The 26809-nt window shown below is 46.5% G+C and carries 19 protein-coding genes, 4 pseudogenes and 2 riboswitches; of the genes and pseudogenes, 6 read left to right on the top strand and 17 right to left on the bottom strand.

Translation table 11 applies throughout. The annotated features are described in order from the left end of the window. Positions 1–304 precede the first annotated feature (304 nt). The 3 genes from OTK50_RS13850 to OTK50_RS13840 all read left to right on the top strand — a co-directional run bounded on the left by OTK50_RS13850 (position 305) and on the right by OTK50_RS13840 (position 2437). Positions 305–472, top strand: a complete 168-nt coding sequence (locus OTK50_RS13850; protein ID WP_003150808.1) for a hypothetical protein — start codon at positions 305–307, stop codon at positions 470–472. A gap of 102 nt (positions 473–574) precedes the next feature. Then, on the top strand, positions 575–1051 hold the full coding sequence (locus tag OTK50_RS13845; RefSeq protein ID WP_025650049.1) for an LURP-one-related/scramblase family protein: 477 nt from the start codon (positions 575–577) through the stop codon (positions 1049–1051). Positions 1052–1135: 84 nt separating this feature from the next. Further along, a riboswitch (SAM riboswitch) is annotated at positions 1136–1222 on the top strand. Between the two features lie 78 nt (positions 1223–1300). Beyond that, positions 1301–2437: a 5-methyltetrahydropteroyltriglutamate--homocysteine S-methyltransferase gene (locus OTK50_RS13840; RefSeq protein WP_045209309.1), complete on the top strand. Its 1137-nt coding sequence runs from the start codon at positions 1301–1303 to the stop codon at positions 2435–2437. A gap of 33 nt (positions 2438–2470) precedes the next feature. Here the strand turns inward: OTK50_RS13840 and OTK50_RS13835 are convergent, their stop codons facing one another. After that, on the bottom strand, positions 2471–3352 hold the full coding sequence (locus tag OTK50_RS13835) for a methyltransferase domain-containing protein (RefSeq protein ID WP_038460945.1): 882 nt from the start codon (positions 3350–3352) through the stop codon (positions 2471–2473). A 362-nt stretch (positions 3353–3714) separates the two neighbouring features. Next, positions 3715–3815, top strand: a riboswitch (purine riboswitch). A gap of 135 nt (positions 3816–3950) precedes the next feature. Here OTK50_RS13835 and OTK50_RS13830 point away from each other — a divergent pair. Beyond that, on the top strand, positions 3951–5144 hold the full coding sequence (locus OTK50_RS13830; RefSeq protein ID WP_032875637.1) for a NupC/NupG family nucleoside CNT transporter: 1194 nt from the start codon (positions 3951–3953) through the stop codon (positions 5142–5144). Between the two features lie 46 nt (positions 5145–5190). Here OTK50_RS13830 and OTK50_RS13825 read toward each other — a convergent pair whose 3' ends face one another. The 3 genes from OTK50_RS13825 to OTK50_RS13815 all read right to left on the bottom strand — a co-directional run bounded on the left by OTK50_RS13825 (position 5191) and on the right by OTK50_RS13815 (position 8617). Further along, a complete protein-coding gene (locus OTK50_RS13825; protein ID WP_132106608.1) occupies positions 5191–5865 on the bottom strand; it encodes a DUF3298 and DUF4163 domain-containing protein in 675 nt (224 codons plus the stop codon). 140 nt (positions 5866–6005) lie between these two features. Continuing rightward, positions 6006–6314, bottom strand: a complete 309-nt coding sequence (locus tag OTK50_RS13820) for a hypothetical protein (RefSeq protein WP_015418528.1) — start codon at positions 6312–6314, stop codon at positions 6006–6008. A gap of 251 nt (positions 6315–6565) precedes the next feature. Beyond that, complete coding sequence (locus OTK50_RS13815; protein WP_224223902.1) at positions 6566–8617, bottom strand: catalase; 2052 nt, start codon at positions 8615–8617, stop codon at positions 6566–6568. Between the two features lie 200 nt (positions 8618–8817). Here OTK50_RS13815 and citH point away from each other — a divergent pair, with 200 nt between their 5' ends. Continuing rightward, entirely contained in the window at positions 8818–10098 is a 1281-nt protein-coding gene (gene citH, locus OTK50_RS13810) for a citrate transporter CitH (protein ID WP_224223903.1), read from the top strand. Between the two features lie 41 nt (positions 10099–10139). On the opposite strand, the gene bglS is transcribed toward citH, so the two are convergent. After that, complete coding sequence (bglS, locus tag OTK50_RS13805; protein ID WP_032875626.1) at positions 10140–10871, bottom strand: beta-glucanase; 732 nt, start codon at positions 10869–10871, stop codon at positions 10140–10142. 217 nt (positions 10872–11088) lie between these two features. Then, positions 11089–11181: pseudogene (locus OTK50_RS13800) on the bottom strand (CAT RNA binding domain-containing protein); the annotation flags it as partial. Between the two features lie 171 nt (positions 11182–11352). On the opposite strand from OTK50_RS13800, the gene OTK50_RS13795 reads away from it, so the two are divergent. Then, positions 11353–12603 (top strand): MFS transporter, encoded by a 1251-nt coding sequence (locus tag OTK50_RS13795; protein ID WP_224223904.1) that lies wholly within the window; start codon positions 11353–11355, stop codon positions 12601–12603. Positions 12604–12631: 28 nt separating this feature from the next. On the opposite strand, the gene OTK50_RS13790 is transcribed toward OTK50_RS13795, so the two are convergent. The 11 genes and pseudogenes from OTK50_RS13790 to OTK50_RS13745 all read right to left on the bottom strand — a co-directional run. Then, complete coding sequence (locus OTK50_RS13790) at positions 12632–14071, bottom strand: DEAD/DEAH box helicase (protein ID WP_038460394.1); 1440 nt, start codon at positions 14069–14071, stop codon at positions 12632–12634. Between the two features lie 54 nt (positions 14072–14125). Then, positions 14126–14500 carry a hypothetical protein gene (locus tag OTK50_RS13785; protein WP_044802388.1) on the bottom strand — a complete coding sequence of 125 codons (375 nt, stop codon included), beginning with the start codon at positions 14498–14500 and terminating at the stop codon, positions 14126–14128. Between the two features lie 9 nt (positions 14501–14509). Then, positions 14510–15157: pseudogene (locus tag OTK50_RS19860) on the bottom strand (hypothetical protein); the annotation flags it as partial. A 42-nt stretch (positions 15158–15199) separates the two neighbouring features. After that, entirely contained in the window at positions 15200–15679 is a 480-nt protein-coding gene (locus OTK50_RS13780; protein WP_224223905.1) for a hypothetical protein, read from the bottom strand. Positions 15680–15746: 67 nt separating this feature from the next. Further along, positions 15747–16154: a hypothetical protein gene (locus tag OTK50_RS13775; RefSeq protein ID WP_015387499.1), complete on the bottom strand. Its 408-nt coding sequence runs from the start codon at positions 16152–16154 to the stop codon at positions 15747–15749. Positions 16155–16157: 3 nt separating this feature from the next. Beyond that, on the bottom strand, positions 16158–23189 hold the full coding sequence (locus tag OTK50_RS13770) for a DNRLRE domain-containing protein (RefSeq protein WP_224223906.1): 7032 nt from the start codon (positions 23187–23189) through the stop codon (positions 16158–16160). Positions 23190–23350: 161 nt separating this feature from the next. Continuing rightward, complete coding sequence (locus tag OTK50_RS13765) at positions 23351–24415, bottom strand: polysaccharide lyase family 1 protein (protein WP_044802374.1); 1065 nt, start codon at positions 24413–24415, stop codon at positions 23351–23353. A 141-nt stretch (positions 24416–24556) separates the two neighbouring features. Then, positions 24557–25468, bottom strand: a complete 912-nt coding sequence (locus OTK50_RS13760) for a DMT family transporter (protein ID WP_088461880.1) — start codon at positions 25466–25468, stop codon at positions 24557–24559. A gap of 147 nt (positions 25469–25615) precedes the next feature. Continuing rightward, complete coding sequence (locus tag OTK50_RS13755; RefSeq protein ID WP_007614788.1) at positions 25616–26062, bottom strand: universal stress protein; 447 nt, start codon at positions 26060–26062, stop codon at positions 25616–25618. A 90-nt stretch (positions 26063–26152) separates the two neighbouring features. Beyond that, positions 26153–26517: pseudogene (locus OTK50_RS13750) on the bottom strand (family 1 glycosylhydrolase); the annotation flags it as partial. Then, positions 26503–26610 (bottom strand): annotated as a pseudogene (locus OTK50_RS13745) (PTS transporter subunit EIIB); the annotation flags it as partial. The pseudogenes OTK50_RS13745 and OTK50_RS13750, both read right to left, overlap by 15 nt. Between the last annotated feature and the right edge of the window lie 199 nt (positions 26611–26809).

The raw sequence follows: 26809 nt of genomic DNA, 5'->3' as shown, positions 1-26809 counted from the left end.
TGTTAGAAGCAGTTATTTTGCATATTATAAGGTTTTTTAGGGTACTGAATAACACAAGGCAAACGAAAACACTGAAATAGTTATTTAGACACTTACAAAAAATAGTGAAAAAGTTATATAAACGATCATCATTCATCAGCCGATACAATCTATAGAACCACAACAAGAGCAAAATTTCTTCAACCCATAGTTATTTTTACGGAAAATGACGTTATTTTTTAAAAAAGTGACAATTGTTTGAATACTTTTCGTTTGTTTTTTCGTACAATAATAATACCAAAACTTTTTTTGGGAGGTATGTAAAATGATGCTACTTATTTTTGCTGCTTTGACAGGGTATCTTGTTTTCTCTTTCAGTAAGGACAACCGCCGGAAAACGCCAAAGACAAGCCCGCTGGTGACAGCTGCCGACACGAATAACATCATTGATTTAAATGCAATCCGTCAAAAACGCCGGATGCCGCTATCATAAAAACGACAGCTGCCGCAAAATCGGCAGCCTTTTTTTATGCACCCGGCCGATATGAAACCAACCGCCTCCTTTTTTCGTACAACATAAAAAAGGAGTTTTTTTATGTACCATTTTTACATCAAAGAGCGAATGTTGACGTTTAAGAATCGTTTTCAAGTGTTTCTTGAAAGCGGAAAAGAAGTCTACAATGTTGAAGGAAAGCTGTTTTCATTCGGTGATGAACTGAAGCTGACTGATTTGGACGGCCGCACGCTCGCCAGCGTCAATCAGAAACTGATGTCGCTCGTTCCCCGTTACGAGATTTCCGTCAGCGGCAAACCCGTCTGCCAAGTCATCAAGAAAGTCACGTTTTTCAAACCGAAATTTGAAATTTCCGGACTCGGCTGGGATCTTACCGGCGATGTGTGGGGCCGGAATTTTCAAGTGACAGACGGAAAATCAAACCGGATGACTGTCACCAAATCATGGATGAGCTGGGGCGATTCCTATCATTTGCAGATTGAAAAGGAAGAGGATATCGTTCTTTGTCTCGCGATCGCCATTGTGATAGATATGATTCTATTTGAGGGTGATAAATAAAAATATTTATCGAAATATATTGACAATATGAGAAAACATACTAAGATTAAGAGTATTACAGTTTATTCTGAAAAATAGCATATTTCCTTATCAAGAGAGGTGGAGGGACTGGCCCTATGATACCCGGCAACCGCTGTTCAGCAGAATGGTGCTAAATCCTGAAGATAAGGTTGAGATTTGCGGACGCAAGCTCTTCCCTATCCGAGGGAAGAGTTTTTTTATATTTCATCAGGAAAGAAGGAATCGTTCATGTCACAGCAAAACACAGAACAACCATTGCATACGCTTCTAAGAAAAAACCCGCCGTTTCGCGCGGATCAGGTCGGAAGCCTGCTGCGGCCGTCGGCTGTGAAGCAAGCCCGCCTGCAAAGAGCGGCGGGTGAGATTTCGGCAGAACAGCTGCGCGAAATCGAAAACAAAGAAATCATCCGCAGTGTGAAAAAGCAGAAAGAAACCGGCCTCAATGTCGTGACTGACGGCGAATTCCGCCGGGCCTGGTGGCATTTTGACTTTCTCGAAAATTTAGACGGCGTTGAAGCGTTTACGCCTGAAAGCGGCATTCAGTTTCACAACGTACAGACGAAAGCGCGCGGCATTAAAGTAACGGGAGATATCGATTTTTCTCAGCATCCGATGCTCGAAGATTATAAATTCCTGCACAGCATTGCCGGCGATGCTGTTCCGAAAATGACCATTCCCAGTCCGAATATGCTGTTTTTCCGCGGAAAATTGGAAAAAGCGTCCTACCAGAATGATTACAAACAATTTCAGCACGATGTGTCAAAAGCGTATAAAAAAGCGATTCAAGCTTTCTATGACGCCGGGTGCCGCTATCTTCAGCTCGATGACACCGCATGGGCCGTTTTCTTATCAGAAGCGGGGCTTCGTCAGATTGAAGCTTTCGGCACGACGCCGGATGAACTGCGCAAGCTGTTTGCCGCTTCCATTAATGACGCCATCAAGGACCGCCCTGACGATCTGAAGGTTACGATGCATATCTGCCGCGGCAACTTCCAATCCACATGGACGGCTGAAGGCGGCTATGATGCAGCGGCTGAAACAATTTTTGACGGGCTTGACCTTGACGGATTGTTCTTGGAATATGATGATTCCCGCTCCGGCGGCTTTGAACCGCTCCGTTATGTCAAACGCTCTGATCTTCAGCTTGTGCTTGGCTTGATTACGTCGAAACATGGCGAACTTGAAGACAAGGACGCGATTAAACGCCGGATTGAAGAAGCTTCACAATATGTCAGCCTGGACCAGCTTTGCCTCAGCCCGCAATGCGGATTCGCCTCCACTGAGGAAGGAAACCTGATCACAGAAGAACAGCAATGGGCGAAACTGCGCCATGTCGTCAACATTGCCGGTGAAGTCTGGAAATAAAAAAAGACACGCGATTAGCGTGTCTTTTCCGTTTTACAGCGGATCGGTTCCGATTAAAATATCGATATCTATCGTGACAGCAGCCTCTTTCCGGCTGATGAACCGCCGGATGCTGTCATCAGTACATTTCCATGTTAAGGGCGTCATTTTCACAAGCCGCTCGAGGTCAGGCTGCGCTAAGGTCTTCGTGTAACACAGCCGTTTGCGCTCAAAGGTTTGAAAGCCCGCTTGGAATCGTCCGGCCGCAGAATCGGCGGTGTCATTCCGCCGAGGGCTGTCTCCGAAGAAGAATTCCCTTACTTCCTTCAAATAATCACGCCGCGGCACCGCTTTAATGACTGTGCCGCCCTTTCGTAAAAGCCTGCTGCATTCCTTGTAATTCCAAGGTGATAAAACAGACATCACGACATCAAAACAGCTGTCGGCAAACGGCGCATCCGCCACATCAGCGACGGCAAAAACCAAATGATTCCCGAAGGCCTTTGCGGCATGCAGCACACCTTCTTTCGAGAGATCAATGCCGATTCCCGTCACGGAAAAAGCGGGCTGAAGCAATTTGCATACGGCGGCTAAATGAGAGCCTTCTCCGCATCCCGCATCCAATATCGCCGCCGGTTTTTGCGGAGGTTGAATATGGGTGATGATGGCGGCGATCTCCTTTTGAACCGGAGCAAAAAATTCCCGGCTGTCAAAAAGCTCGCGTCTCGCTTCGAACAGCTGCCTGTCATAGCGGGTTTTGACCGATTTATTGAGGAAATTCACATATCCCTGCTTTGATATATCAAATGTATGCCCCTGTCCGCAAATCAAGCTTCGGTATCGTGAGACCGCCATGGCCGACCGGCATAGCGGACACCTGAACACGGATTGGCATGATTGCAGTAATTCCGCGCGTTTTCTTTTTATAGACGTCAAAAAAAACACCTCATTCATTCGTTATTCCGATGAAATGAAAAAGGCATAGACAAATAAACCTTGCAAAATTGGAAGGTTTTACCTATTTATCTATACCTCTCATTATCTGTAACGAATGAATTGGATGATCACGAAAATGCCCCCTTTTCTGCCGTCTTTTGAAGGCTGTGCCCTCAGGTCCATTTTATCAGCTGCATCCCGTCTTTACAATGAACCGGAACGGTTTTGGGGGTGTTTTATACCTTTATTATCCAATTACTTATAGACATCCTTTATTTTCTTTATTTATAATATAAATTTATTATTTTGAAAATATCTAAAAAGGTTGATTTTCAAAAATTGAAACGATAAAATACTGCTATCTCATGTAATATCGTTATTCTTGTATATGATCAGTAATATGGTCTGATTGTTTCTACCTAGTGCCGTAAAAGACTAGACTACAAGAAAGTTTGCATAAATTTGAACGAGTGAAAAGCATATGACGCTGTCTATTCTTTTCTTTTGGCTCTTATTTATCACACTTTCTGGCTTTCAGGAATTTGTGACGAATAAGAGCTTTTTTTATTTCCATAATACCCTTATAGGAGTTGCTCACATGTACTTTTTATTGAACATTGTCGGTCTCATTGTTGTCATGGCTGTTGTTTTCTTATGCTCTCCCAACAAGAAGAAGATTAAATGGCGTCCGATTGTCATGCTCCTCGTCTTTGAGTTTCTGATTACTTGGTTTATGTTAGGGACAAAAATCGGCGGCTTTGTCATCGGGAAGATCGGCGCGTTCTTTACATGGCTGATTTCCTGCGCCAGTCAAGGGATTGCGTTCGCTTTTCCGTCTGTCATGGCGAACCCGACGGTTGATTTTTTCTTCAGCGCATTGCTGCCGATTATCTTCGTCGTGACCTTCTTTGATATGCTGTCGTATTTCGGTATTCTGCCGTGGCTCATTGATAAAATCGGCTGGCTGATTTCTAAAATATCCCGTCTGCCGAAACTGGAGAGCTTTTTCTCCATCCAGATGATGTTTTTAGGAAATACGGAAGCTTTAGCCGTCATCCGCCAGCAGCTTGCCGCCGTCAGCAACAACCGGCTTCTGACATTCGGGCTGATGAGCATGAGCAGCATCAGCGGCTCGATCATCGGATCGTACTTGACGATGGTTCCGTCCACTTATGTGTTTACAGCCATCCCGCTGAATTGCTTAAACGCCCTTTTAATCGCCAATATGCTGAATCCCGTGGACGTTTCTAAAGAGGATGATATTATTTACGTTCCTTCAAAAGCGGAGAAAAAAGACTTCTTCTCCACGATTTCTAACAGTATGCTTGTCGGCATGAACATGGTCATTGTCATTTTAGCGATGGTAATCGGCTATGTGGCGTTAACGGCCGCGTTAAACGGCGTACTCGGACTGTTCGTGCACGGTTTGACCATTCAAAAGATTTTCTCATACATCTTCAGTCCGTTTGCCTTCCTTCTCGGATTAGGCGTACATGACGCGATGTATGTCGCACAGCTGATGGGCATCAAGCTCGCGACGAATGAATTTGTGGCAATGGCCGATCTGAAAGGGCAGCTGAATTCACTTCCGCCGCACACGATTGCCGTGGCTACGACATTTCTGACATCATTCGCAAACTTCAGCACCATCGGTATGATCTACGGATCTTATCAATCTCTGCTTGATGGTGAAAAATCAGCCATCATCGGAAAAAACGTCTGGAAGCTGCTTGTCAGCGGAATTGCCGTTTCCTTATTGAGCGCGGCGATTGTCGGATTGTTTGTCTGGTAACAGAAAAAAAGCGATACCGCTCCGTTTTGGAGTGATATCGCTTTTTTTATTGATAGACGGATGCAGGTACAAAAACGTCCCGGATTCCTGCCGCGTACGGTCCGAGATCATATTGTCCGAACACAACGGCAATGCCGTTTTTCGTAAAGAAGAAAGGTCTTTCGTTATTCAGGATGATCTCTTGTTTTTTGACGTCCTGGTCAAACAGATCGTCATGTTTCTTGATGTAGCCGTAAAGATAGTCTCTCGTCTTGTTAGCTTTCGTTTTTGTATTCAGCACATTATCGAGTGTGACCCGTTTTTTTGCGGCCAAGTCGTAATTAAAGGTCTGAACGGATGTCAGCCCGTGTGCGCCGCCTGTGTAACTGTAGTCTTCCGTCTGAATGCTGAGCTTGCCGTCTTGATTATACTTCACCTTGAAATCTGCCTGGTATTCCGCTTTGTAGCCTTGTTTCTCACCGTCTTTTTTGTTTTTCACATATTCTTGATACGATTGTTCAATATAGCGTTTGAAGTCCTGATTGATTTTCTTTTCAAAAGATGCGTTTCCCGTATTTGTGACCTCGGGGTATGTCAGCTGTTTTACATGCTTATACGTATGGCTTTTGACAACGGGCTTTGCGGTTTGCGCGGCCTCGGCTGAAGGCGCGAAACCTCCGAACGGCGCGGCTGTCAGCACGGTTAAGAGCACGGCCGCCATCATTTTGAATGCCTTTTTCATCACAACTCCTCCTTTTCATTACCGTTCCCTTTTTGAAAACGGGTTACACTCTATAGACAGCGCGGATCAGCAAATTGTTTCTGGGCCTTCTTTCACATTTTCTCCATGAAAAAAAGAGACATGGAAAATCCACGCCTCTTTTACCGTGAAGGTCTTTGCGCAATGGCTTCATAAACGGCTTCCGCCAAATCGGAGTTGCCGAACATCTCCAAAACGCCGATGACGGTTTGATCAGGAATCGGTTCTGATTCCTCCTTCGGCACGACAAGTTCTTCAGCCGTTTTTCGCAGCTCTTCGTTTAAAGGCTGTCCGGGATAAGCCTTGCTGTAAATGGCCATCGGGTCAAGGTCATGATTGACGCACCATTGGGCAAACACCAAAATCATCATGTTTTCGTCACGCCGGTAATATTCTTCAAGTTGTTTTTCGGTAAACGGCTTCACTATCATTCGCTCCTCCAGAAAATCTACCCCTAAGATACACAAACACAGAGCGGAAGTAAACCAAAGAGGGTGAAACATATTATTTCATCAACCCGCCTGCTTTAAATGGCGCATGCCCTGACTCTCTAAAACTGTTGTCTGAATGTCCCGGACAGCGGAAGGTACGGATTTGCACGGAAGCAATTTTCGTTTTCTCCTCAGATATTTCACTTTCACAAGAAAAAAGCGCCCCTCTCATAAAAGGCGCTTTTTCATTCTTATATGTTTCTGTCCCAATGCCGATGCTCAGCCACGGCTTTCAGAAATTGTTCGCAGTTTCCGTCCGGAACAAGACCGGGGCCGCTTTCGGTTCCGGCGGCGAGGGCGAGAAGTTCTTTTCCTTCAGCGGAGGCGCCGATCGCTTTGTAATGGCTGAAAGCTTCGCTGACGAAGTCTCTGGCTGATTTTTGGGCTTTGAGGCTGTCTGTGCTTTGTTTTCCGCCCGGAATGAAAACAGCGTCGTACAGGACGGAATCCGCTGTCAGGAAAGTGGCTGACGCTTCCAGCTCCGTACCGTTTTCTCCCTTCACGGTTCCCAGCGCGGGGCTGATGATATCGGCTCTGACTCCCGCCTGTTTGCATGCGTCAAGCACTTGTTTGACTTTCTCATCAGAAAACCCGTGGTCTGTTAAAACCGCGACCTGCCTTGTCGCTGCCGTCTTCACCGTGTTTTCCTGGCTTAAGGCCGGGGAAGTGAACGTTTCATCAGATTCACGGTCCTTCGGCGGCGGGTTCACGCCGATTCCTTTCGCAACACGCTCGGCAAGCCCGGCGTCGACATGACTGAAGACATCAACCACCTGCTGCTGCACATCCTTGCTGTTCACTTTTCCGACTTCAAAACAGAACGCGGAGATGATATGTTCTTTCTCGGCGGGAGACATGCTGTTCCAGAACATCTTGGCCTGAGAAAAATAGTCATTGAAGCTCTCACTGCGCTGGCGGATTTTTCTGCCTTCTACTTTTTCCTGATAATGAACGTATCCGCCTTCTTCTTCTGAGGCCGGCGACGGATCATTGTTCTGCAGAGAATTTTTATGATAGGCGACGGGACCCTTATTAATCGTCATCCGGTGGTAGCCGTCGTATTGGTTGTTATGGAACGGGCAGACCGGCCGGTTGATCGGAATCTCGTGAAAATTCGACCCGCCAAGACGGATGAGCTGTGTATCCGTATAAGAGAAAAGCCGGCCTTGAAGAAGCGGATCATTGGTGAAATCAATGCCCGGCACGACATTTCCCGGGTGAAAGGCGACCTGTTCCGTTTCCGCAAAGACATTGTCCTGATTGCGGTCAAGGGTCATTTTTCCGATCAGCTTGACGGGAACCAATTCTTCCGGCCACAGTTTTGTCGGATCAAGGATATCAAAATCAAATTTGAACTCGTCTTCTTCGTCTATCATCTGAACACCGAGCTCATACTCGACTTTGCCGCCGTTTTCAATCGTTTCCCACAGGTCGCGGCGATTGAAATCGGGATCTTTCCCGGCAATTTTCTGCGCTTCATCCCATACGAGGGAATGAACGCCGAGCACGGGTTTCCAGTGGAATTTTACAAAGCGCGCTTTTCCTTTCTCGTTGACAAAACGGAACGTATGCACGCCGAAGCCCTCCATCATCCGATAGCTTCGCGGGATGCCGCGGTCAGACATCGTCCACATGACCATGTGCGCGGATTCAGGATTGTTTGCGACAAAATCCCAGAACGTATCATGAGCCGTCGCAGCCTGCGGCATTTCATTGTGCGGTTCCGGTTTTATGGCGTGAACGAGATCCGGGAATTTGATCGCGTCCTGAATGAAGAACACCGGAATATTGTTTCCGACGAGGTCATAGTTCCCTTCTTCAGTATAAAACTTCGTCGCAAATCCCCTGGCGTCACGGACGGTGTCGGCTGATCCCTTGGAGCCCGCCACTGTTGAGAAACGGACGAAAACAGGCGTTTTGACGGACGGGTCCTGCAAAAATTTCGCCCGTGTATATTCCGTCATCGGTTCGTACACCTGAAAATGCCCATGAACGCCGTACCCGCGCGCATGAACGACCCGTTCCGGAATCCGCTCGTGGTCAAAGTGCGTCATTTTTTCACGAAAATGAAAATCCTCCATCAGCGTGGGGCCGCGGACGCCCGCTTTTAAAGAATGCTCATCCTCAGACACGCGAAGCCCCTGATTGGTCGTCATTTTTTTGCCGCTGTTATCAGACCGGTACTGCTCCAGCTGTTCGTCCTTTGAGTGTTCATTTACTCGTTTGTTTTGATCATCACTCATGTCAGTTCCCCCTTTTAAAACGAAACATTCTACAGCACATTTACCCGCGGCGTTCTTCATATAAACTGCTGGTCCGCTCATTAGGATTTTAGGTCTGCATTTACATATGCGGTCATACACATTTTGAAATAAGCCATTTTCACAGAAATAATTTGTGAAAGCGCTTACCAATACAGCTGTTGAACAGGGGAGGTCATATCGTGCTTGCCATACTCGGTTTTGTGATGATGATTGTCTTTATGTATCTTATTATGTCTAACCGGCTTTCCGCTCTTATTGCTTTGATTGTCGTTCCTGTTGTGTTTGCCCTGATCAGCGGATTTGGCAAAGATCTCGGCGAGATGATGATTCAAGGCGTTACAGACCTCGCTCCAACCGGGATCATGCTGTTATTCGCCATCCTGTATTTCGGCATTATGATTGACTCAGGTCTGTTTGATCCCCTCATTGCCAAAATCCTATCGCTTGTCAAAGGGGATCCGTTAAAAATCGCCATCGGCACAGCGGTTCTGACGATGACCATTTCGCTGGATGGAGATGGAACAACAACGTATATGATTACGATTGCGGCAATGCTGCCCCTTTACAAACGGCTCGGCATGAACCGTTTGGTGCTGGCGGGGATTGCGATGCTCGGTTCGGGGGTCATGAATATTATTCCGTGGGGCGGGCCGACGGCGAGGGTTTTGGCTTCCTTGAAATTGGACACGTCAGAAGTTTTTACGCCGCTGATTCCCGCTATGATCGCCGGCATTCTCTGGGTGATCGCCGTTGCTTATCTCCTCGGAAAAAAAGAACGGAAGCGGCTCGGCATCATTTCAATTGAACACACGCCGTCTTCTGATCCGAAGGCAGCGCCGCTGAAGCGTCCCGCTCTCCAATGGTTTAACCTGCTGCTGACTGTTGCTCTGATGGCCGCGCTGATCACCAGCCTGCTGCCGCTCCCTGTTCTTTTTATGATTGCGTTCGCCATCGCCTTGATGATCAACTATCCAAATGTCAAAGAGCAGCAGAGACGGATTTCGGCACATGCGGGTAATGCGTTAAACGTTGTCTCAATGGTGTTTGCGGCAGGCATATTTACAGGCATTCTCTCAGGCACAAAAATGGTCGATGCGATGGCGCATTCTCTCGTTTCCCTCATCCCTGATGCCATGGGCCCGCATCTGCCGTTGATCACTGCGATTGCCAGCATGCCTTTCACCTTTTTCATGTCAAATGACGCCTTTTACTTCGGTGTGCTTCCCATCATCGCCGAAGCCGCTTCCGCTTACGGAATAGACGGCGCTGAAATCGGAAGAGCCTCCTTGCTGGGGCAGCCTGTGCATCTGCTCAGCCCGCTTGTGCCATCCACCTATCTACTGGTCGGAATGGCGGGCGTCAGCTTTGGCGATCATCAAAAATTCACTATTAAATGGGCCGTGGGGACAACGATTGTGATGACGGTTGCGGCGCTTTTGATTGGGATTATTTCGTTTTAATTAAAAAAGGATTTCCGATGGCGGAAATCCTTTTCTGTACATTATTTTTTTGTATAGCGCACCCAGTCATAATGAGCGTATAGCGGATTTACACCATTGTAGGAACCGAGCCAGTCATCAACACCTATCCCATTCCACAAGTTCATCATGATTTTTCCCGGTGTTGTCGGGATTTGGCTTGTCGCAGTATGTTTTAATTGCCCATCGACATACCATTTAATAGAGTTTGGCTGCCAATCGAACGCATACGTATGATAGGCATTGGCCGCATCAAATCCGAGATCCGCGACCTTCTCATGATTTCCCTTTCCATTTGTATAATAATTAAATTGAACCTTTGTCGTGTCTTTTCCTAAAAATTCGATATCAATCTCATCCCAAGGGGTACCATCCGTTGGACCTGTATAAGTGAAGAACGATGAAACGATCCCTGTGTTTTTAGCCGGTTTCATTCTGACTTCATAAAGTCCATAGCCATAGGTTTGAGCGGAGCGGTTCTCCCCGCAGTCAAACTTGTTATAAGACGGGCTTGTCAGCGCCAATCGCATTTCACCTGATGACGTCACGGACACATTATTTGCACGCCACGTGCAGTTGAACATATCTCCATTGGAGTAACCATTTGCTTTTTGCCATAATCCGGAGTTATAGCTGTTAAAAGGTTCAAAAAACGATCCGCCTGTTTGAGCTGATGCAGTAGAAGTGATCGCACACAAACTCAAAAACAATCCAGTGACAAGAAGCAGCAGCACTCGTTTCATACGATAAAACATGTTGGCATTCCCCTTTCTTTGAAAGCGATTTCTTTATCGATCATACATGATTCTGTAAAAGGGAACATCAGTCAGAATAATGATAAAAACGAAACTTAAAAAGACCTAAATTACCATCAGCACAAACAGAGATGATCTGCGCTCATTGTAATTTAGGTTTTGCCTGCCTTAACCAAGTCATATGTGAATGTAAGACAAAATAAATACAAGGAAACTAAAATGGAATGCCCCGGCCCATGATGACCAATTCCTGATTGCCTTCTTTGAGCACACTGACGACATTATTATTAATGACTTTCGCAATCTTCAATTCTGTCTCCCTCCCGCCTGGCCATTTACCTGCTACACCTTGATTGTACATCCTTTTTGAACTAGTTCACTATCTCCAAGTCAATCAGAAAACGCCGTTCAGAAATCTTTGTCCAACGATGCGGATGAGGCACATATAATGCAGAGAACCGGTTTTTGGGAAGGAGCGTGTGTGATGAAACGGTTTTCGAAAGAAGAAAGCAGCTGGATGCTGTATGATTGGGCCAATTCAGCTTATTCGGTCATTATTATGACGGCTGTTTTCCCCTTGTTTTTTAAAGCCGCAGCGGCGGAAAACGGTGTCAGCGCGGCTGATTCTACCGCTTATTTGGGCTATACGATTGCCGCCGCGACTTTTATTTTGGCGATGCTCGGCCCCGTCTTAGGAACGATTGCCGACTACAAAGGATGCAAGAAACGGTTTTTTGCCTTCTTTCTTCTGATCGGTGTGGCGGGCACAGCCGCGCTGGCTTTGATTCCCGGCGAATCTTGGATGCTGTTATTAATTTGTTATACGATTTCCACGATCGGCTTTGCCGGCTCTAATGTGTTTTATGATGCGTTTCTCGTTGATGTGGCCGCAAAGGAGCGGATGAATATGGTGTCCGCCAGGGGATTTGGACTGGGCTATATCGGCAGCACGATCCCTTTTCTCCTCAGCATTGCCGTCATTCTTTCAGCACAAGCGGAGGTGATTCCGCTGTCCGCCCAGGCTGCCGGCCGCATTGCCTTTTTGATTACGGCGGCATGGTGGGGGCTGTTTTCGATCCCGCTCCTTCTCCGCGTCCGCCAGCGCTATTATATCGAGAGGGAGCCGCGGCTTGTACTCAGCAGTTTTATACGGCTGGCCGGCACGCTGAAGCAGATCAGGAAGCACCGGGCACTGTTTTTGTTTCTGCTCGCCTATTTCTTCTACATCGACGGGGTCGGCACTATCATTACGATGTCCACGTCATACGGGGCTGACCTCGGCATCAGCGCGGCAAATCTGCTGATTGTTTTATTTGTCACACAGGTCGTCGCCGCGCCTTTTTCGATTTTGTACGGACGGCTGGCCGAACGGTTTAAAGGAAAAACCATGCTTTATGCCGGCATCGGCGTGTATATGATTGTCTGCACGTATGCTTATTTTATGGATTCCGCTTTTGATTTCTGGGTTTTGGCTATGCTTGTCGCCACTTCCCAAGGAGGTATTCAGGCGCTGAGCCGCTCTTACTTTGCCAAGCTTGTCCCCAAACAGAACGCCAATGAGTTTTTCGGCTTTTATAATATCTTCGGCAAGTTCGCTTCAATTATCGGCCCGCTTTTGATTGCCGTGACCGCCCAGCTGACCGGAAATTCGTCAGCCGCCGTGTTCAGCCTGATTTTGTTATTTGTGATCGGGATTGGCATCCTTGCGTTCGTGCCTGAGGAGACGACGTAAAAAAAGCCTGCGCGCGGCAGGCTTTTTTTTATTTCTTGGCTTTATGGACTTTCAGTTTTTTGCCTTTGACCGTCGTATTTTTCATGATGTCAAGAACGTGCGGGCCTTTGCCGTTCAGAATCTCGACGTACGATGCGTTGTCCAGAATCGTGATAATCCCGATATCATCGGCTGAAACGCCGTCGATTTTCGCAATCGTTCCGACAAAATCGACCGCTCTGAGTTTTTTCTTTTTCCCGCCGTTAAAGTACAGCTTCATGATGTCTTTGTTTAACTGTTCGCTTTTGTCTGTTTTGACATCGGGGCGGGCGTTCAATTTTTCCGCAAAAGCCGCTTTCCGTTCCGCTGTTTCTTTCTCAGACGGCGCCTCCCGCTTTTTGATGCGGAAACCGATATATGTCTCAATGTCATTCAGAAACCGTGATTCAGACGGCGTCACAAACGTAACGGCCAGTCCGCGGTGTCCGGCGCGGCCCGTTCTGCCGGTGCGGTGTACATAGCTTTCTTTTTCAAGCGGAATATCATAATTGATGACGAGGCTGATGTTTTCAATATCAATTCCTCTGGCGGCAACATCGGTCGCAATGAGATAGCGGAACTCGCCGCGCTTGAATTCATTCATGACGTCAAAGCGGTCTTCCTGCACCATGCCGCCGTGAATTTTATCGCAAGGATAGCCCAGCCTGTCCAGCTCATCGGTTAACTGGATGACTCTTTCTTTTGTCCGGCAGAATATGATGCAGCTGTCCGGGTTTTCGGTGATCAGGACATCACGCAGCAAAGATGTTTTGTCCTCTTCTTCTGTTCTGGTGACAAAATGCTCAATGTCTTTTGTCGTCAGGCCTTCCGCTTTTACTTCAATCAATTCAGGGTCTTTCATATATGTGCGGCTCAGCTTCTCGACGTCATCCGGCAGCGTCGCTGAAAACAGCATAGTGACTCTGTTTTTCGGCAGATGCTGAATGATGGCTTCCACCTGTTCAATAAATCCCATATTCAGCATTTCATCCGCTTCGTCAATCACTACATACGCCAGCCGTTCAAGCGGCAGCGTCCCTTTCTCTATATGATCAAGCACACGCCCCGGCGTTCCGGCAACGACGTGGCTTTTTTGCTTCAGTTCGGTTTTCTGTTTGTCAAAAGAAGCTTTTCCGAAAACCGCCGTGGCTTTTATCCGTTTGAAACGGCCGATATTCGTGATATCTTCTTTAATCTGCGCCGCAAGCTCACGGGTCGGCGTTAAAATCAGCGCCTGCGGTTTGTTTTCCTCCCATTCCGCAAGCTCGCAGATCGGAATGCCGAAAGCCGCGGTTTTGCCGCTGCCCGTCTGCGATTTGACGACGAGGTCTTTTTTTTGCAGGGCGGCGGGGATGACGCGCCGCTGCACTTCAGTCGGCTCGGTGTATTGCAAGCCATTCAGCGCCCGTCGGATCTCGGGGCTGATCGCATATTCATTAAACTCATTCATGACTAAACTCCTTCTCTGTCCGGCTCCCCTCATTATACGCGAAATGCCGCCGCTTTACCCTGACGTTTTGCCGGGCCATTCGGGGGACTGCTTTTTCTTCATGTCAAGCACGACCCATTTGGCGCAATAAAAGCTCATGCTTCCTTCCCCGTCATCGACATAGTAGCGGATCGATTCCCAGCCGCCGTCGACCGGGCTGATATCCAGATGGATGTCGGTGATGCTTTCAAGATCATCCAGCCGGGCAGCCCTCACACCCTCAAAACGCAGCACGGCATCATACTGTCCATCAGTCAGCTTCAGCTCAAACACCGGGATTTTATCATAATACTCGTTATACCCGGTATAGGACGTAAACTCCGTCAATTCAAAACAACCCGGCGAATCCGGCCCCAGCAGAACTGCTTTCTCATGTTTGTGCCACTCCATTTTGTGCCTCCTTTTTTTCGAAACGGATAGCTGATCACAATAGGAGTATTGATCGCCGTCCAGCACATATTCTGCAACAGTACGAATTCTGTCCTGTCCAATCTGATAATGACCGATGACACAGCAATCTTCTCCCTCGAAACAAACATACAAATCAGATTTTATCGATTGTACGGCATAGCATTCATGCATCATTTCTTTAAAATCGTCTTCAAAATAAAACGTTCTGTCTTCTGCATGAAAAGCAAATATCGCTTTCCCTTGAGGGTTTCTTTCATCATACATACCCTCGTCCGTTAATCCGATCCATAATAATCCATCCTCACCCAGATGAAATACATTGGCGCTTAATAGAAAAGAACAAATCGGATTGATTTTATTACTGTTTATGCAGTATACGGCTAATTGACACGTATGATTTTCCAGGTAAACGATAACGATTGTGTTATCATACGAATCAACGAAATAGAAATGGGCATCTTCAGAAAATCCGTGTAACTCTTTTTTGATTAAAAGAGAGCTGCCTTTCATAACCTCCAATATTACTTTGTGATCGTGCACGGACACAATAAACACTTGATCATCCCTGCCCGCATTGAAATAGATGATGTGCTCTCTTTTATATGACCCAACACGCTCCGCGGTAAGTTCCAACATCAACACCACTCCATAGATTAAGAATCTGGAATTTATATTAAATTAATCAATGATATATAAATCTGCTGCATCGTATTCAAACCAAATGATTTTTTCATTGTTTTCAGTAGTTACATCAACCTTTTGAGTGTTCAGGTTCATGTAGGACTTATTTTTGGCAGGATTTGCTATTATAACAACAAAGTCATTGATCGATGCTAAAAAATATAATTCATCTAATAAGTGATCTGCCATCAATTCTTCTTTGGTTAGGGCACATTCAATATGAATGAACTTTTTCGATACAGTATTCATATATATCATTTTCTTTTCAACCTTCTTCTTCCATTCTTCAATAAAAGAAGGAAATGCCATTACTTCTATTAGAGCTGTTTCGAACTCTAAGTCATTCATTAATTGAGAAAAAGTATCTTTACTCACTAGATCACATGAATAAATCGAATTGTATTTAAGCGGATTAATCACATCCAGATTCTCTATAGCCCTCAATGATTCTTTTTGTAAATTTAAAGGAGTGTTCATGTTTGCCTCCGCGAACGATTTCGTTATGTAAGAAAAGAGAGGCTGGGAACCTCTCTTATTTGTTTATTTATGATTTCGAATGATACGCATAAAATGATTGGTCGTCAAAGCGAACTGTTTCAGCTTCTATAGCAATCAGCATTCTGTTCATGTCAATGAGAAAATTAGCATTTGATTGATACTCAGGAATTACAGCATTTGATAGATTTCCGATTCCTTCCGGGTGGTAACTCATCTCAAATACTTGCCAATTGTATTCTTCAGGATCTATTTTTTCTAATCTCATATCACCAATATCTGCACTGAAATAAACAGATGCTACATTTTGAAAAAGAATGTTATGCGTATATTCGGCTTTATTTTCAACGACCTGAATCTTAAGTGAAAGTTCTTTTTTAAACACTTGAAAATCAAAATGAAGGACAGCGCACCCCCCATCTATGTAATCTACCCATTCATTTATTGTTTTGTACATCGTTTATCTCCCCTTACGTAATCTTTTATTGATATTTCTATATGAATGCCATCTTAATTTAATATGAGTCTCAGCCTGTTTATTTGAATAGTGTCCCTTTGCGTTCATGGCCCCTTTTTTATGATGACTCATTCGATAATAAGGTCTTTTCCTTTGTCCTGAATTCCTTCCCATTAATCTTACTGTATGTTTTTTAGTAGTAACTACCCAACCTTTTTTATTTCTAGCTCTTTTAATTACACCTTTGTTTGCTTTTGCAACTTTTCTAGCGTTCCAATACGTTTTAGATAATTTTCCAGCCTTATATAGAGTACGTCCTACTCGTAGATAGTTTCCTCCGATTGCTCCGCCAGCAGCACCTAAGGCTACAGATCCAACTAACCTCCAACCTCTTGCCCCCTTTGCTTTTGCTGCTTTATAAGATGAAATTCCGCCAATTAAAGCTCCTGCTACCATCCACACCCAATGCCCATCCGGATCGACGTTCATGACTGGGTTGTTGTTTCCGTATGCATATCCATTCTGATCCAATGAATCCCCATCGCTGCCCGGGTCTGGGTCGAGTGATAGGAATACGCCGTTTCTTGGCTCGTAGTAGCGGGCCATGAGATAGTACAGGCCGGTTTCTTCGTCGTATTGGTAGCCTGCGTAGCGGTAGCGGTTGTCTTTTACTTCGTCGCTCGCTTCGGTTTTTGTCGGATTTCCCCACGCATCGTACTGATATTTGGCAACGGTTTTTCCGGTGCTGTCTGAGATGGCGATGACGTCACCGTGTGCGTTGTAGTGATAGAAATATTTCTTGCCGTTCTCTGTATAGGATAACAGCTGGCCGCTGTCACCGTACGTGTATGATTTTGTGACGTTGTTGTCTGCGTCTGTTTCATACAGGACGTTCAGGCTGTCTCCGTCGTAGAAGTAGTTTGTGACGTTTCCGTTGACGGTTTTTTGGATTCTGTTTCCTTTTTCATCGTATTTGTATGTTGCGAACGGCTTGTCTTCGCCTTTTTTCGTGACGGCGGTCAGGTTGTCTTCCGCGTCCCACGTATATGTGAATTTGCCGTCAGATGTGCGGTTGCCGTTTTTATCGTAGGACAGTTCTTCGTCATTCACCTTCGTCAGCTGATTCATGATGTTGAAGGATGCGTTGACTGATTTGCTTGCGCCGTCCTTTGTGGCGGTGACGTTTGTCCGGTTGCCGAAGCCGTCGTACGTATATTGAATGACGGTGCCGTCTTCATGAGTTTCTTTGACGAGCTGGTTGAGCTTGCCGTATTCGTACTGCACCTTTCCGCCCGCTGAGCTGTCGATGACCGTGCGGTTGCCGTTGGCGTCATATTCATAGCTTTCCCGGAAGATGCTGCCGCCGTTTTTCGCTCCGATATGAAGAGAGCTGACGAGATTCCGCTCATCATATGAAAAACTCGTGCCGACTTCATTGCCGCTGATGAATGTCTGGACATTACCGTTTTCATCATAATCAAATGTATAGGCTGAAGTGCCGTCTTTCATTTCAATCATTTGATCAAGTTTGTTGTACGTAAAGCTGTTTGTTCCTTTTTGGCCGCCCTGGCTCCATGAGAAAGTTTTCAGCTTATCCGAATCAGCCGGATACGTCCAGCTTTGGCTGCCGCCGCGGTCGGTTAATTCGGTCAGGCGGTTTTTGTTGTCAAAGGTGCGTTTTTTCGTTATATTTTGTTCTTTGTTTGTGACAGACGTTTCATTGCCGTTTTTGTCATAGGTAAAGTTATATTTTTCAGTGCCGTTATACGCTTTTGACTTAACCCGATCGGTGCCGTCATAGGTCAGCGACACTTCATTTCCGTTGGCGGAAACGGTTTTCGTCAAGTTGCTGTTGGCGTCATATTCACTCTTCAGTACATTGCCGAGCGGGTCGGTTGTTTTGACGAGCTTGCCCATGACGTCATATTCATATTGATAGGTCTGATCTGCGCCGGCCCGAATCGTTTTTGTCAGCTCATTTCCTTCCTTGTCATAGCTGTGAAGGATGGATGTGCCGTTTGACAGGGTCAGCTTTGTCAGCTGGTCGGCCTGATCGTATTCGTAGGCGGTTGTTTCGCCTTTCGCGTCGGTTTCAGATGTTTTCTTGCCAGTCTCGTCATATGAAGCAGTGCTTGCATAACCTAGTTCGTCTTCTTCTTTTGTGACGTAGTTTCCTTTTTCGTCATAGGTGTTTTTCGTCAGGATGCTTCCTTCGATTAAACGGATATCATCAAACCACGCCGTTCCTGTGGCGCTTTTTTGGAACAGAATGCTGATTTCGATTTTATTGATCGGCTTTGTTTTCGGGATGACTGCCGCTGCCCGGTTCCATTCCTGTGTCCCCTGCGGGAATTTGGCGGTGTAGACGCCCGTCGTGCCGTCCGCATAAGTGACGCCGGCCTGAAGAGCGTAATCATTGTCGTTCGTTAATTTTACGCCGTCAGCCTTGGACATCCCTGTCAGCGTGATATATACCGGCTTATCGTCCGCGCTTTGGCCTAATGTGACGGTTTGTTTTGCGGCCGCATTGGCTTGTGATGCATTTGTGCGGGACGCTTTTAATGAGCTGTCATCATCGAAGCCTTCATCAAGGTCAGCGGCGGCTCCGCTTGTGCTCCAGCCGTCTGCTTTAGCCGTGAAACTGCTGTTTTGCACCGGGTTATAGCTTGAAGAGACTTCGCCTTTTTCCAGCTGAACCTGATCAAACCACGCTTTTCCTTTGCCGTCCTTGTCGTTATGGTCCACTTCCATATAGACGATGGCTTTTCCTGCATTGGCCGGTGTTGTAAAGGTGATCTGCCGTTTCGTCCAGTCATTCTTTCCGGCTAATGCGCCTGATTCATTGTGAATCCATTGAATGCGTTTTTGGTCTTTGTCACGCAGATCAATGTTGAAATACGCTCTTGCCTTTGTCAGATCCGTTTTGATCTGGCCGCTGAGTGTATACGTCGTATTCGGCTCAAGCTGCACTTCCTGCGTTGCGGACGCATGGCCGTGCTCTGTTCCGGCTGAAGCGGATTGTGAGGAGATCTCCAGTGCTTTTTGTCCGGACAGCGCGCCGCTTCTTGCTTTTACAGATGCAATACTTCCGCTGTCTCTCGTAGCGGTGAGATTCCAGCCCAGCTTTGTTCCTTCAAAGCTGCCGTCTTTCAGCAGGCTTGCCGAAGCTGCCAGCTCTTTGCTTGATTGAATGAGATTTCCATACTTGTCATACACGGCGGCGGATGAGGATTTTCCGCTTTGATCCGTCTCAGAAACGGCATCAAGTCCGTCGTACGCAATATCAGTGACGTTCCCCTCGGTATCCTTCATTTTCGTTACGTCATTGTTTTTGTTGTACTGATACGTTTCGGTGCCGTAGTTGTCTTTTACGGCTGTGACGTTTCCGTCTTTATCATATTGATAGCTTTCTGTCGCTTTGCCCGCATCCGCATCGTTCGGATCGGTGTCCTGAATGACGTTGTTGCCTTCGTATACAGTGTTGGTCGTGATTTTCAGCCCTTCGGCATCATCAATCATCTGAATCGGGTTGCCCGCCTCGTTATAGCCGTACTGCACTTTGCGGCCGTTCGGCTGCGTCATGAGCAGCGTTTTTTTGTCCGCGTCATAGCTGTAGTCGTACGTTTCTTTTTTCGCATTGAAGGTTTTGGTCAGACGGTGGCCGCTGTATTGGTATTCAGTGAACAGCGGTTTGTCATCCGTGCTGTTTGCGGAATACTGCTTGACGAGGCGCCCTTCGGCATCGTAGTCGTAGCTTGTGACGCTGCCGTCAGTATCCGTCACCTTTTTGAGAAGGTCTTTGTCATATGAATACGAAATCTTTTTGTTTTTTGGCCCTGTAAGAGATGTGACATGGCCGTTTTCATCATAGGTAAATGTCAGCTTGCGCCCTGATGCGTCTGTTATGGCTGTCAGCTGATTACTGTCGTTATATTCGTATACGGTTGTGTTGTTGTGTCCGTCAACGATTTTTTGGAGCTTTCCGCCTTTTTTGCTAAAATAAGCGTTCGTCTGATCTTTTGTTTTTAATACAAATTGATCGCTTGTTTCCGTCAGTTCGAGATAAACGCCCGTCGGCGGCTGATACGTGCCGTCAGATTTTTTCGTGAAGACATGTGTTGTCGCGTCCTCATCAATATAAACGGCTCTGCCGTCTTCAGAAAGAATCGACGTTTCCGCATCGGCATACCAGCCTTGGCCGAACATATGGTCAGAGCTGTCAAGGCTGTTGAAGGTCCGGGAGAGTCCGAGCCCCGGTCCGCGTCCGTCGATTGACATATCTTCTTCATTGATGATGACATTTCCCGTTGCGCCATTCAGCTGTCCGTCCGGAATGTCAATAATGGACCAGAATTCTTCCGTTCCGAGGAATTCCGCCCCTTCATGGAAAACAGGGTTAAAAGGTGCCGTCGGTATGCTGTCACCGTTTGCGTCATAGGCGGTCAGCGTGAAGGAATAGTTCTTCTTCCCTTTGTAATTGCCGTTTGCGTTTTCGTAAACAGGTGAAGGGTCAAGCGCCAGTTCGCCGCCCTTTCCGTCCGTGTGAAGCTGGAATCTTCCCGCTTTCACTTCATCGGCTGAAGGCCAGATGTGTTTGTTTTGGGTCGTCCAATGATCGGTATCACCGACATCGAATGATTGATAGTCTTTTCCGTTGTAGATGTTGATTTTGTAGCCTTTCGCGTTTTTCACCTTATCCCATATGAGATTGACATAACCCGTTTGGCTCGATTTCGTGTTCGTATAGACATAGCCTGTCAGGTTTTTCGGCTTTGCGATATCAGGCAGCGCCGGACTCGCTTCCGGTGAGGCGATCGCTTCTCCGTCTTTGTTATAGGCAATGACTTTAAATCCGTAGGTTTTCCGATTTGCATCTCCGCCGGCATTTTTATAAACGGGGCCCGGGTTGATCGGCAATTCCGCACCTTTTTTGTCTTTCAGGTGAAGCGCATATTTTCCGGCGCTGATTTCCGCCTTTGTCGGCCAGATGTTTTGATTTTTTGTGGACCAGGATGTTTTATTTCCGAGGTCAAGCGTTTCAAAGCTTTTGCCGTTAAAGACTTGCATTTTATACCCGGCTGCGCCTGATACGGCTTTCCAGGAAAGATCAAACCAGCCTGTGGCGTTGTTGTTATTAAAGCCTTTCGTACTTGGTTTCTGAACTCTTCCAATATTCGGAATGACGGGCTTGGCGGCCGCAGACATGGCGCCTTCTCCCTGGTCAAACACCGCGCTGACCGCGACCCAGTAATTTTTACTTGCCGGATAGCTGCCGCCGGAGTTTTTATAGACCGGCGAAGGATTAAGCGCTAATTGACTTCCGCCTTTTCCGTCTGTATGCAGCTTATATTTGCCGGAGTCGATTTCCGCTTTTGTCGGCCAGATGTTTTTTCCTTTTGTGCTCCAAGAGGTTGCATTGCCGACCGGAATGGCCTGATATTCTTTCCCGTTATAAAGCCACACTTTATAGCTTTTGGCGCCTTCAGCTTTTTTCCAGCTGATATTGAAAAATCCTGTCGAATCTCCGTTATGATACGCTTTGACAGACGGCGTGTCCGCCTTCGGAATCGTGTATGTCACTTCAATGTATGGTTTTTTAGCAGAGTTTGCTGATGACATCAGCTTCTTCCAATATTCTTTTCCGTTGCCGTTTGCATGAAGCTTAAAGCCGTAATTGGCGCCGCCGCTGTTCCACGACTTGACTGCGGAGGTGACATCGAAGCTTGCCCATTGGCCTTTATAGACCTCGGCTTTGCCGATGTTTTTGGAGCCCGGCTTGTTCTTCCACGTAATCTTGGCATTGTCGTAATTGCTGTTAACGGTGTCGAGCCAAAGCCCCGTCGCTTTTGATCCGTAATAGGAGTGGGCTGTGTACGCTTTGAGCGTCGCTTTCGTCACCGTCATGTTTTTGATCGGCTTTAGATTATCAAACTTCATAAATGCGTAGTTCGTTCCGGTTGTGCCGTCATAATATCCAGTTTTCAGCACGTACGCTTTCAATCCGGCGTCCCATTTCTGCGAAGTGGCAGAGTAGTTTGTCGTCGGATACGCGCTCATGACAAAGGTATCGGATGACACAGATACTGATGTTGACGGGTCAATAGATACCGGATAAACCCGCTTGGGATCTTTCAGCCATTTTTCATCGGCCGTTACATGGAGCAAGTAGCCTTCGCTGTTTTTTTCAAGATTGAAGCTGACATCTTCTGACCTGCTGACTTCACCTGACTTTTCGTCGAGATCTGAGTCGGTCATAAAGGGCTTCGGCACGGTGTAGACGACATTGTCTTTATCATCAGAAAACGCGATAGAGCCGTCTTCCTGTTCTTTAGCCTGAAGGTCAGTTTTGATTTGAAAGGTGAAGGAATTGTAGCCTTCATATTTGTGAAGCACAAGGTCTTCCTTTATGTTTTCGTTAAATGTGTAGGTTTGTAAATCAATAGCAGGAAACACTTGCTGATACGTAAGCTCGTTGCTGTCTTCCTTGACTTTTGCTGAGGCATCTGTCGGAGTGATTGCAGCCTGATCGGGGCCTTTTGCGCCGGTTAATGAGTATGTGAGCTTATGATCATCATGTTCAAATGTGGCGTATAATCCGTTTTTCATTTGCTTCAGAAAATCGGAATTCAGCACTGTATTCTCCGTTCCGACTTCCTTTGAGCCGGTTTTCAATTCAGGAGAAACGTCTTCCCAGTCTGCATTGGCGGTTTCTTTCGTATGAATGGGGTCTGTGTAGATTTCCTGTTTGTACACACCCTCGCCTTCATAGTAAAGCTTTGAATTCTCAGTTCTTTCAGACGTGACCTCACCGTCTTGATTGATATCTTTTTGATCAAAAGGCATCTGCTCAGATGCTTTTTCCGCCGGAAGATCTTTTTCCGGGTCTGCGGCCGGAATGGCGGCGGTTTTCGCTTGATCTTGTTTTTCACGCGTTTCTGCCGCAAACACATCGGCAGGCGCAATGGAAATCATCAGCGTGGCCGCAAGAGTGCCGGCCAACCACTTTTTCCACTTGTTCTTTTTTCCTATTTTCATAGGTTCTCCTCCTTCTTTTGTAATATAGGCTTAACAATAGTAATATTATTGAAATTGTTTATCAATATTTTCCTAGGTATTTAAGGTTATTTTAAGGATTATAGGTATTTTGAACCTTTTATTCATATAAAAAAACCGCCGGCTGCCGGCGGTTTTTCGTATTATGGATAGCGGAGATTTGTATTTTGCGCTCCCGCGTAGGATTGTGCGAAGTTTTTAGCATCCTGGGCTGAAAGCGTGCCGTAGCTGTAATTTGATCTCGGATTCCAGCCGGTGCGCGGTGATTTCGGGGCTTTGAGCGACGGGAATGAACCGATGTCGGTGAATTGGGCAGTCCCGTAGTCGTCTATCATTCCGCCTTTTTCATTTCCGTTACCGAAATAGTTGGCTTCTGAGAAGACAGTCGCGTTTGTATGAATGGTGAATCCTAAATTGAAATTGGTCACATAGTTGTTTTTCGCGTGAAAATAGCCGTATCTCATCAGGCCCGGTGAACGGACATAGACGTTATTAAAATAGTTGTTGGTGATCGTCATATGCGGATAGCCGATATAATTGCGTCCTTCGTTATCATCATTCGGATAACCGAGAATCAGGCCGTACAGATGGTCTGTGAATTTAGAGTTAGACAGCGTCACAAAATCCGCTTTGGCGCCGACATACAGAAGCTTTCCCAAATCGCTGTGGCTGTTCGGATTGTAGCTGTGTCCTTCAAACCACACGTGATCAATCCAGTAATTCTGTCCGTTCGCTATGTACATCGGAATGTCGTTGTTGCCCGTAATGGCGGCACTATGGCTGATAATGAGATTTTTGAAAATCACATTGTTTGAGCCGGAGCCGGTGGTCAGATAGATGTTGGTCAGCCTGTGGCTGGTATAAGAGCCGACGATGGTTTTATTGGCGCCGACTGTCACAACGGCTTTACCCGGGGAAGAAATATCACTTGTGATGACGATGGTTTTGCGGTCCGTTCCTCCCGCATTGTTTTTCAGATCATTAAGATTGCTGACGTAGACGACGGGGCCGCCCTGGCCTCCCGATACGGCGGATTTTGCTTTTCCGTTATGATCCTTCGCATTTCCCGCGAATCCGGTAAGTCCCTGCATCACATCCGGATAAGCCGCTGCCGCTTCTGCCTGCTTTGATGCGGAACATACGATGGCCAGACAAAGCGCAAAGCCGAGTGCAGCCAAGAAAGCGAGATGACGCGTCTTCTTTATCATACCCTTCACTCCTTTAATTTCTTAAATTGTAAACACAAGAAGTATTATACAATTACCATCCTCTTTTTCCATGATCTGTTTGTCTGCTTTTTCGTTATGGCTGAAAAGCCCCAAAACAAAAAAAGCAGCCGGTACGGCCGCCTATATACGGGTGCTGTCTGCCTGAGTTTCCGCCGGCACGGCTTTTTGCTTTCGAATCAGGGACAGCGCCATTCCCGCAAAAATCAATACAATCCCCAAAGATTGATAAAGGTCGGGGCGAAATCCCGTAAATACGGTGTCAAGCACAATCGCCACCGCCGGATCAAGAAATACGATGATTGAAATAAACCGGGTGGATAAAAACCGCAAACTGTCAAAAAAGAGCAAATACACAATTCCCGTATGAATGATACCGGTTGACACAATCATGATCCAATTCACATGCGACAAATCAGAAAAAGCGCCGAAACGGACGAACGGAAGAAGAATGATAACGCCCAATCCAGTCTGCAAACAGGTGACCGCATATGGACTGAGACTGTTGATGCCTTTCCCGGCCAGTGTCGTAAAGGCATAAAAAAGGGCGGCCAGCACGGCCCAAATAATACCCGATCCCATCAGCTGAGAAAAAGATGTACTTCCGTTGATGCCGGAAATCAGGGCGGTGCCCAGAAAACAAATCACGATGGAAGTGACAGACACAATATGCAGTTTCTCCCGATATATAAGGCTCCCTAGAAGAAGGACGAGAACCGGAGCCAGATGATAAACGGAAATCGCTATCGTCACTGATGTCTCCTCAAATGATTTAAATAAAAACACCCAGTTCAGCACGAGAAAAAATCCGCAGGCCACTGTCTGCAGCACCTCACGCCGGTTCCATTGTTCGGTGCGGTACCGTCCGGAACCAAACCAGCAAACGCCCAGAAACAATGAGGCGCACAGACATCTCACAAAGACCAGTTCAATTGAAGGCACATTCGTATGTTCCGAGAAAAAGCCGATTGATCCGAAAATGACCATGGAAATGACCATTTTGATGACGGCATTTGATGTTTGTTCAGCTTGCATTGATTTGCTTCCTCCATATCATTGACTGTTTATTCAGACAAATACTAACAGCCATTTTACTTGATTCAGAGGAAGATTTCATCCTATTTTTCGAAAGACGGCGGTCTTTTCTCATTAAAAAAACCCCGCATCAGCAGGGTCTTCTGTTTAATGAACGATCAGTACAGGACAAGGAGACAATTGTGAGACCTTATGGCTCACGCTTCCGAGCATCATTTCTTTAAATCCGCTGATTCCGCGGCTTCCGACGACAATCAGATTGAAATGCTGTTCTTTCGCTATGTTTAAAATTTGATGCGCAGGTTCGCCTTGGACGTACAGGCTTTCCGCGTTTACCCCGCTTTCAGCCGCTTTCTGCTTGGCCTCTTCCAGAATGGCCGCTCCTTTTTGCTCGACTTCATGTTTAATGTCTTCAATGAAGTTTTCCGGAACATAGACAATCCCTGTTAAGGCTGATGTGGAGACAACGGCTTCACGTCCCGCATAGAGAATGGTGAGTTCAGCCTCCTGTTCTTTCGCCAGATGGATCGCTGCGTCCAAAGCTTTGCCGCTCATGTCTGAACCGTCTACTGCTGCAAGAATTTTTTTAAACATATGAATCCCGCCTTTCTGCTTTTATTGTCCTCCTCTCTTTGCTGAATGTCAATTTTGCCGGCTTGCTTTGGAACATTGCGTTTACAGACTTTATCCGTTTGTGGCGATGACGTCTTTATACCAATAAAAACTTTTCTTTTTCTTTCAAACGTGCCTTTTCCGTCATTACCGCGGTCGACATAGATATAGCCGTAGCGTTTTTTCATTTCTGCCGTTGAGGCGCTGACGAGGTCAATCGGCCCCCACGACGTGCAGCCGATCAGGTCGACGCCGTCTTCAATCGCCTCTCTTGCCTCTATTAAATGATCACGCAGATAATTGATGCGGCAGTCATCCTGAATGGTTCCGTCCTCCTCGGGCTGATCAACCGCGCCGAGCCCGTTTTCGACGATAAAGAGCGGTTTCTGATAACGGTCGTACAGCGTATTTAAGGTGATGCGCAAGCCCGCTCCGTCTGCTTTCGCATTGTCATACAGATTAAAACGAAGCCGCGTCATGCAATGGATGACACTCTGCACATTCTCCTTCCCGCCGACAAGTTGTAATATCTCTTTTGATTCTCCTTAAATATGGGGGAACTGCCGGACGAAAGGCGGCCGCCTTTCTCCGGCTTTTTTGTTATGAAATCAGCATCACCTCCGAAAAAAGGGTATAAAAAAACCTAAACTGCACAGAACACGGGGTTTCCCTGTCTGACGCAATTTAGGTTTTGCCTGGCGGTTTGCAGTAACAATCCTGGGTGAATGA

Source organism: Bacillus sp. NEAU-CP5 (assembly GCF_026420705.1).
GTDB lineage: Bacteria > Bacillota > Bacilli > Bacillales > Bacillaceae > Bacillus > Bacillus velezensis.
Note: the sequence above shows the minus strand (reverse complement) of the source record. Positions and strands in the feature narration are given on the sequence as shown.

Excerpts from the sequence above, each read along its gene's own strand:
- OTK50_RS13760 (WP_088461880.1), bottom strand. The coding sequence starts at position 25,468 with ATGCAAGCTGAACAAACATCAAATGCCGTCATCAAAATGGTCATTTCC.
- OTK50_RS13780 (WP_224223905.1), bottom strand. The coding sequence starts at position 15,679 with ATGAACACTCCTTTAAATTTACAAAAAGAATCATTGAGGGCTATAGAG.
- OTK50_RS13820 (WP_015418528.1), bottom strand. The coding sequence starts at position 6,314 with ATGATAGTGAAGCCGTTTACCGAAAAACAACTTGAAGAATATTACCGG.
- OTK50_RS13825 (WP_132106608.1), bottom strand. The coding sequence starts at position 5,865 with ATGAAAAAGGCATTCAAAATGATGGCGGCCGTGCTCTTAACCGTGCTG.
- OTK50_RS13850 (WP_003150808.1), top strand. The coding sequence starts at position 305 with ATGATGCTACTTATTTTTGCTGCTTTGACAGGGTATCTTGTTTTCTCT.
- OTK50_RS13840 (WP_045209309.1), top strand. The coding sequence starts at position 1,301 with ATGTCACAGCAAAACACAGAACAACCATTGCATACGCTTCTAAGAAAA.
- OTK50_RS13830 (WP_032875637.1), top strand. The coding sequence starts at position 3,951 with ATGTACTTTTTATTGAACATTGTCGGTCTCATTGTTGTCATGGCTGTT.
- OTK50_RS13775 (WP_015387499.1), bottom strand. The coding sequence starts at position 16,154 with ATGTACAAAACAATAAATGAATGGGTAGATTACATAGATGGGGGGTGC.
- OTK50_RS13845 (WP_025650049.1), top strand. The coding sequence starts at position 575 with ATGTACCATTTTTACATCAAAGAGCGAATGTTGACGTTTAAGAATCGT.
- OTK50_RS13770 (WP_224223906.1), bottom strand. The coding sequence starts at position 23,189 with ATGAAAATAGGAAAAAAGAACAAGTGGAAAAAGTGGTTGGCCGGCACT.
- bglS (WP_032875626.1), bottom strand. The coding sequence starts at position 10,871 with ATGTTTTATCGTATGAAACGAGTGCTGCTGCTTCTTGTCACTGGATTG.
- OTK50_RS13790 (WP_038460394.1), bottom strand. The coding sequence starts at position 14,071 with ATGAATGAGTTTAATGAATATGCGATCAGCCCCGAGATCCGACGGGCG.
- OTK50_RS13785 (WP_044802388.1), bottom strand. The coding sequence starts at position 14,500 with ATGGAGTGGCACAAACATGAGAAAGCAGTTCTGCTGGGGCCGGATTCG.
- OTK50_RS13755 (WP_007614788.1), bottom strand. The coding sequence starts at position 26,062 with ATGTTTAAAAAAATTCTTGCAGCAGTAGACGGTTCAGACATGAGCGGC.
- OTK50_RS13815 (WP_224223902.1), bottom strand. The coding sequence starts at position 8,617 with ATGAGTGATGATCAAAACAAACGAGTAAATGAACACTCAAAGGACGAA.
- OTK50_RS13765 (WP_044802374.1), bottom strand. The coding sequence starts at position 24,415 with ATGATAAAGAAGACGCGTCATCTCGCTTTCTTGGCTGCACTCGGCTTT.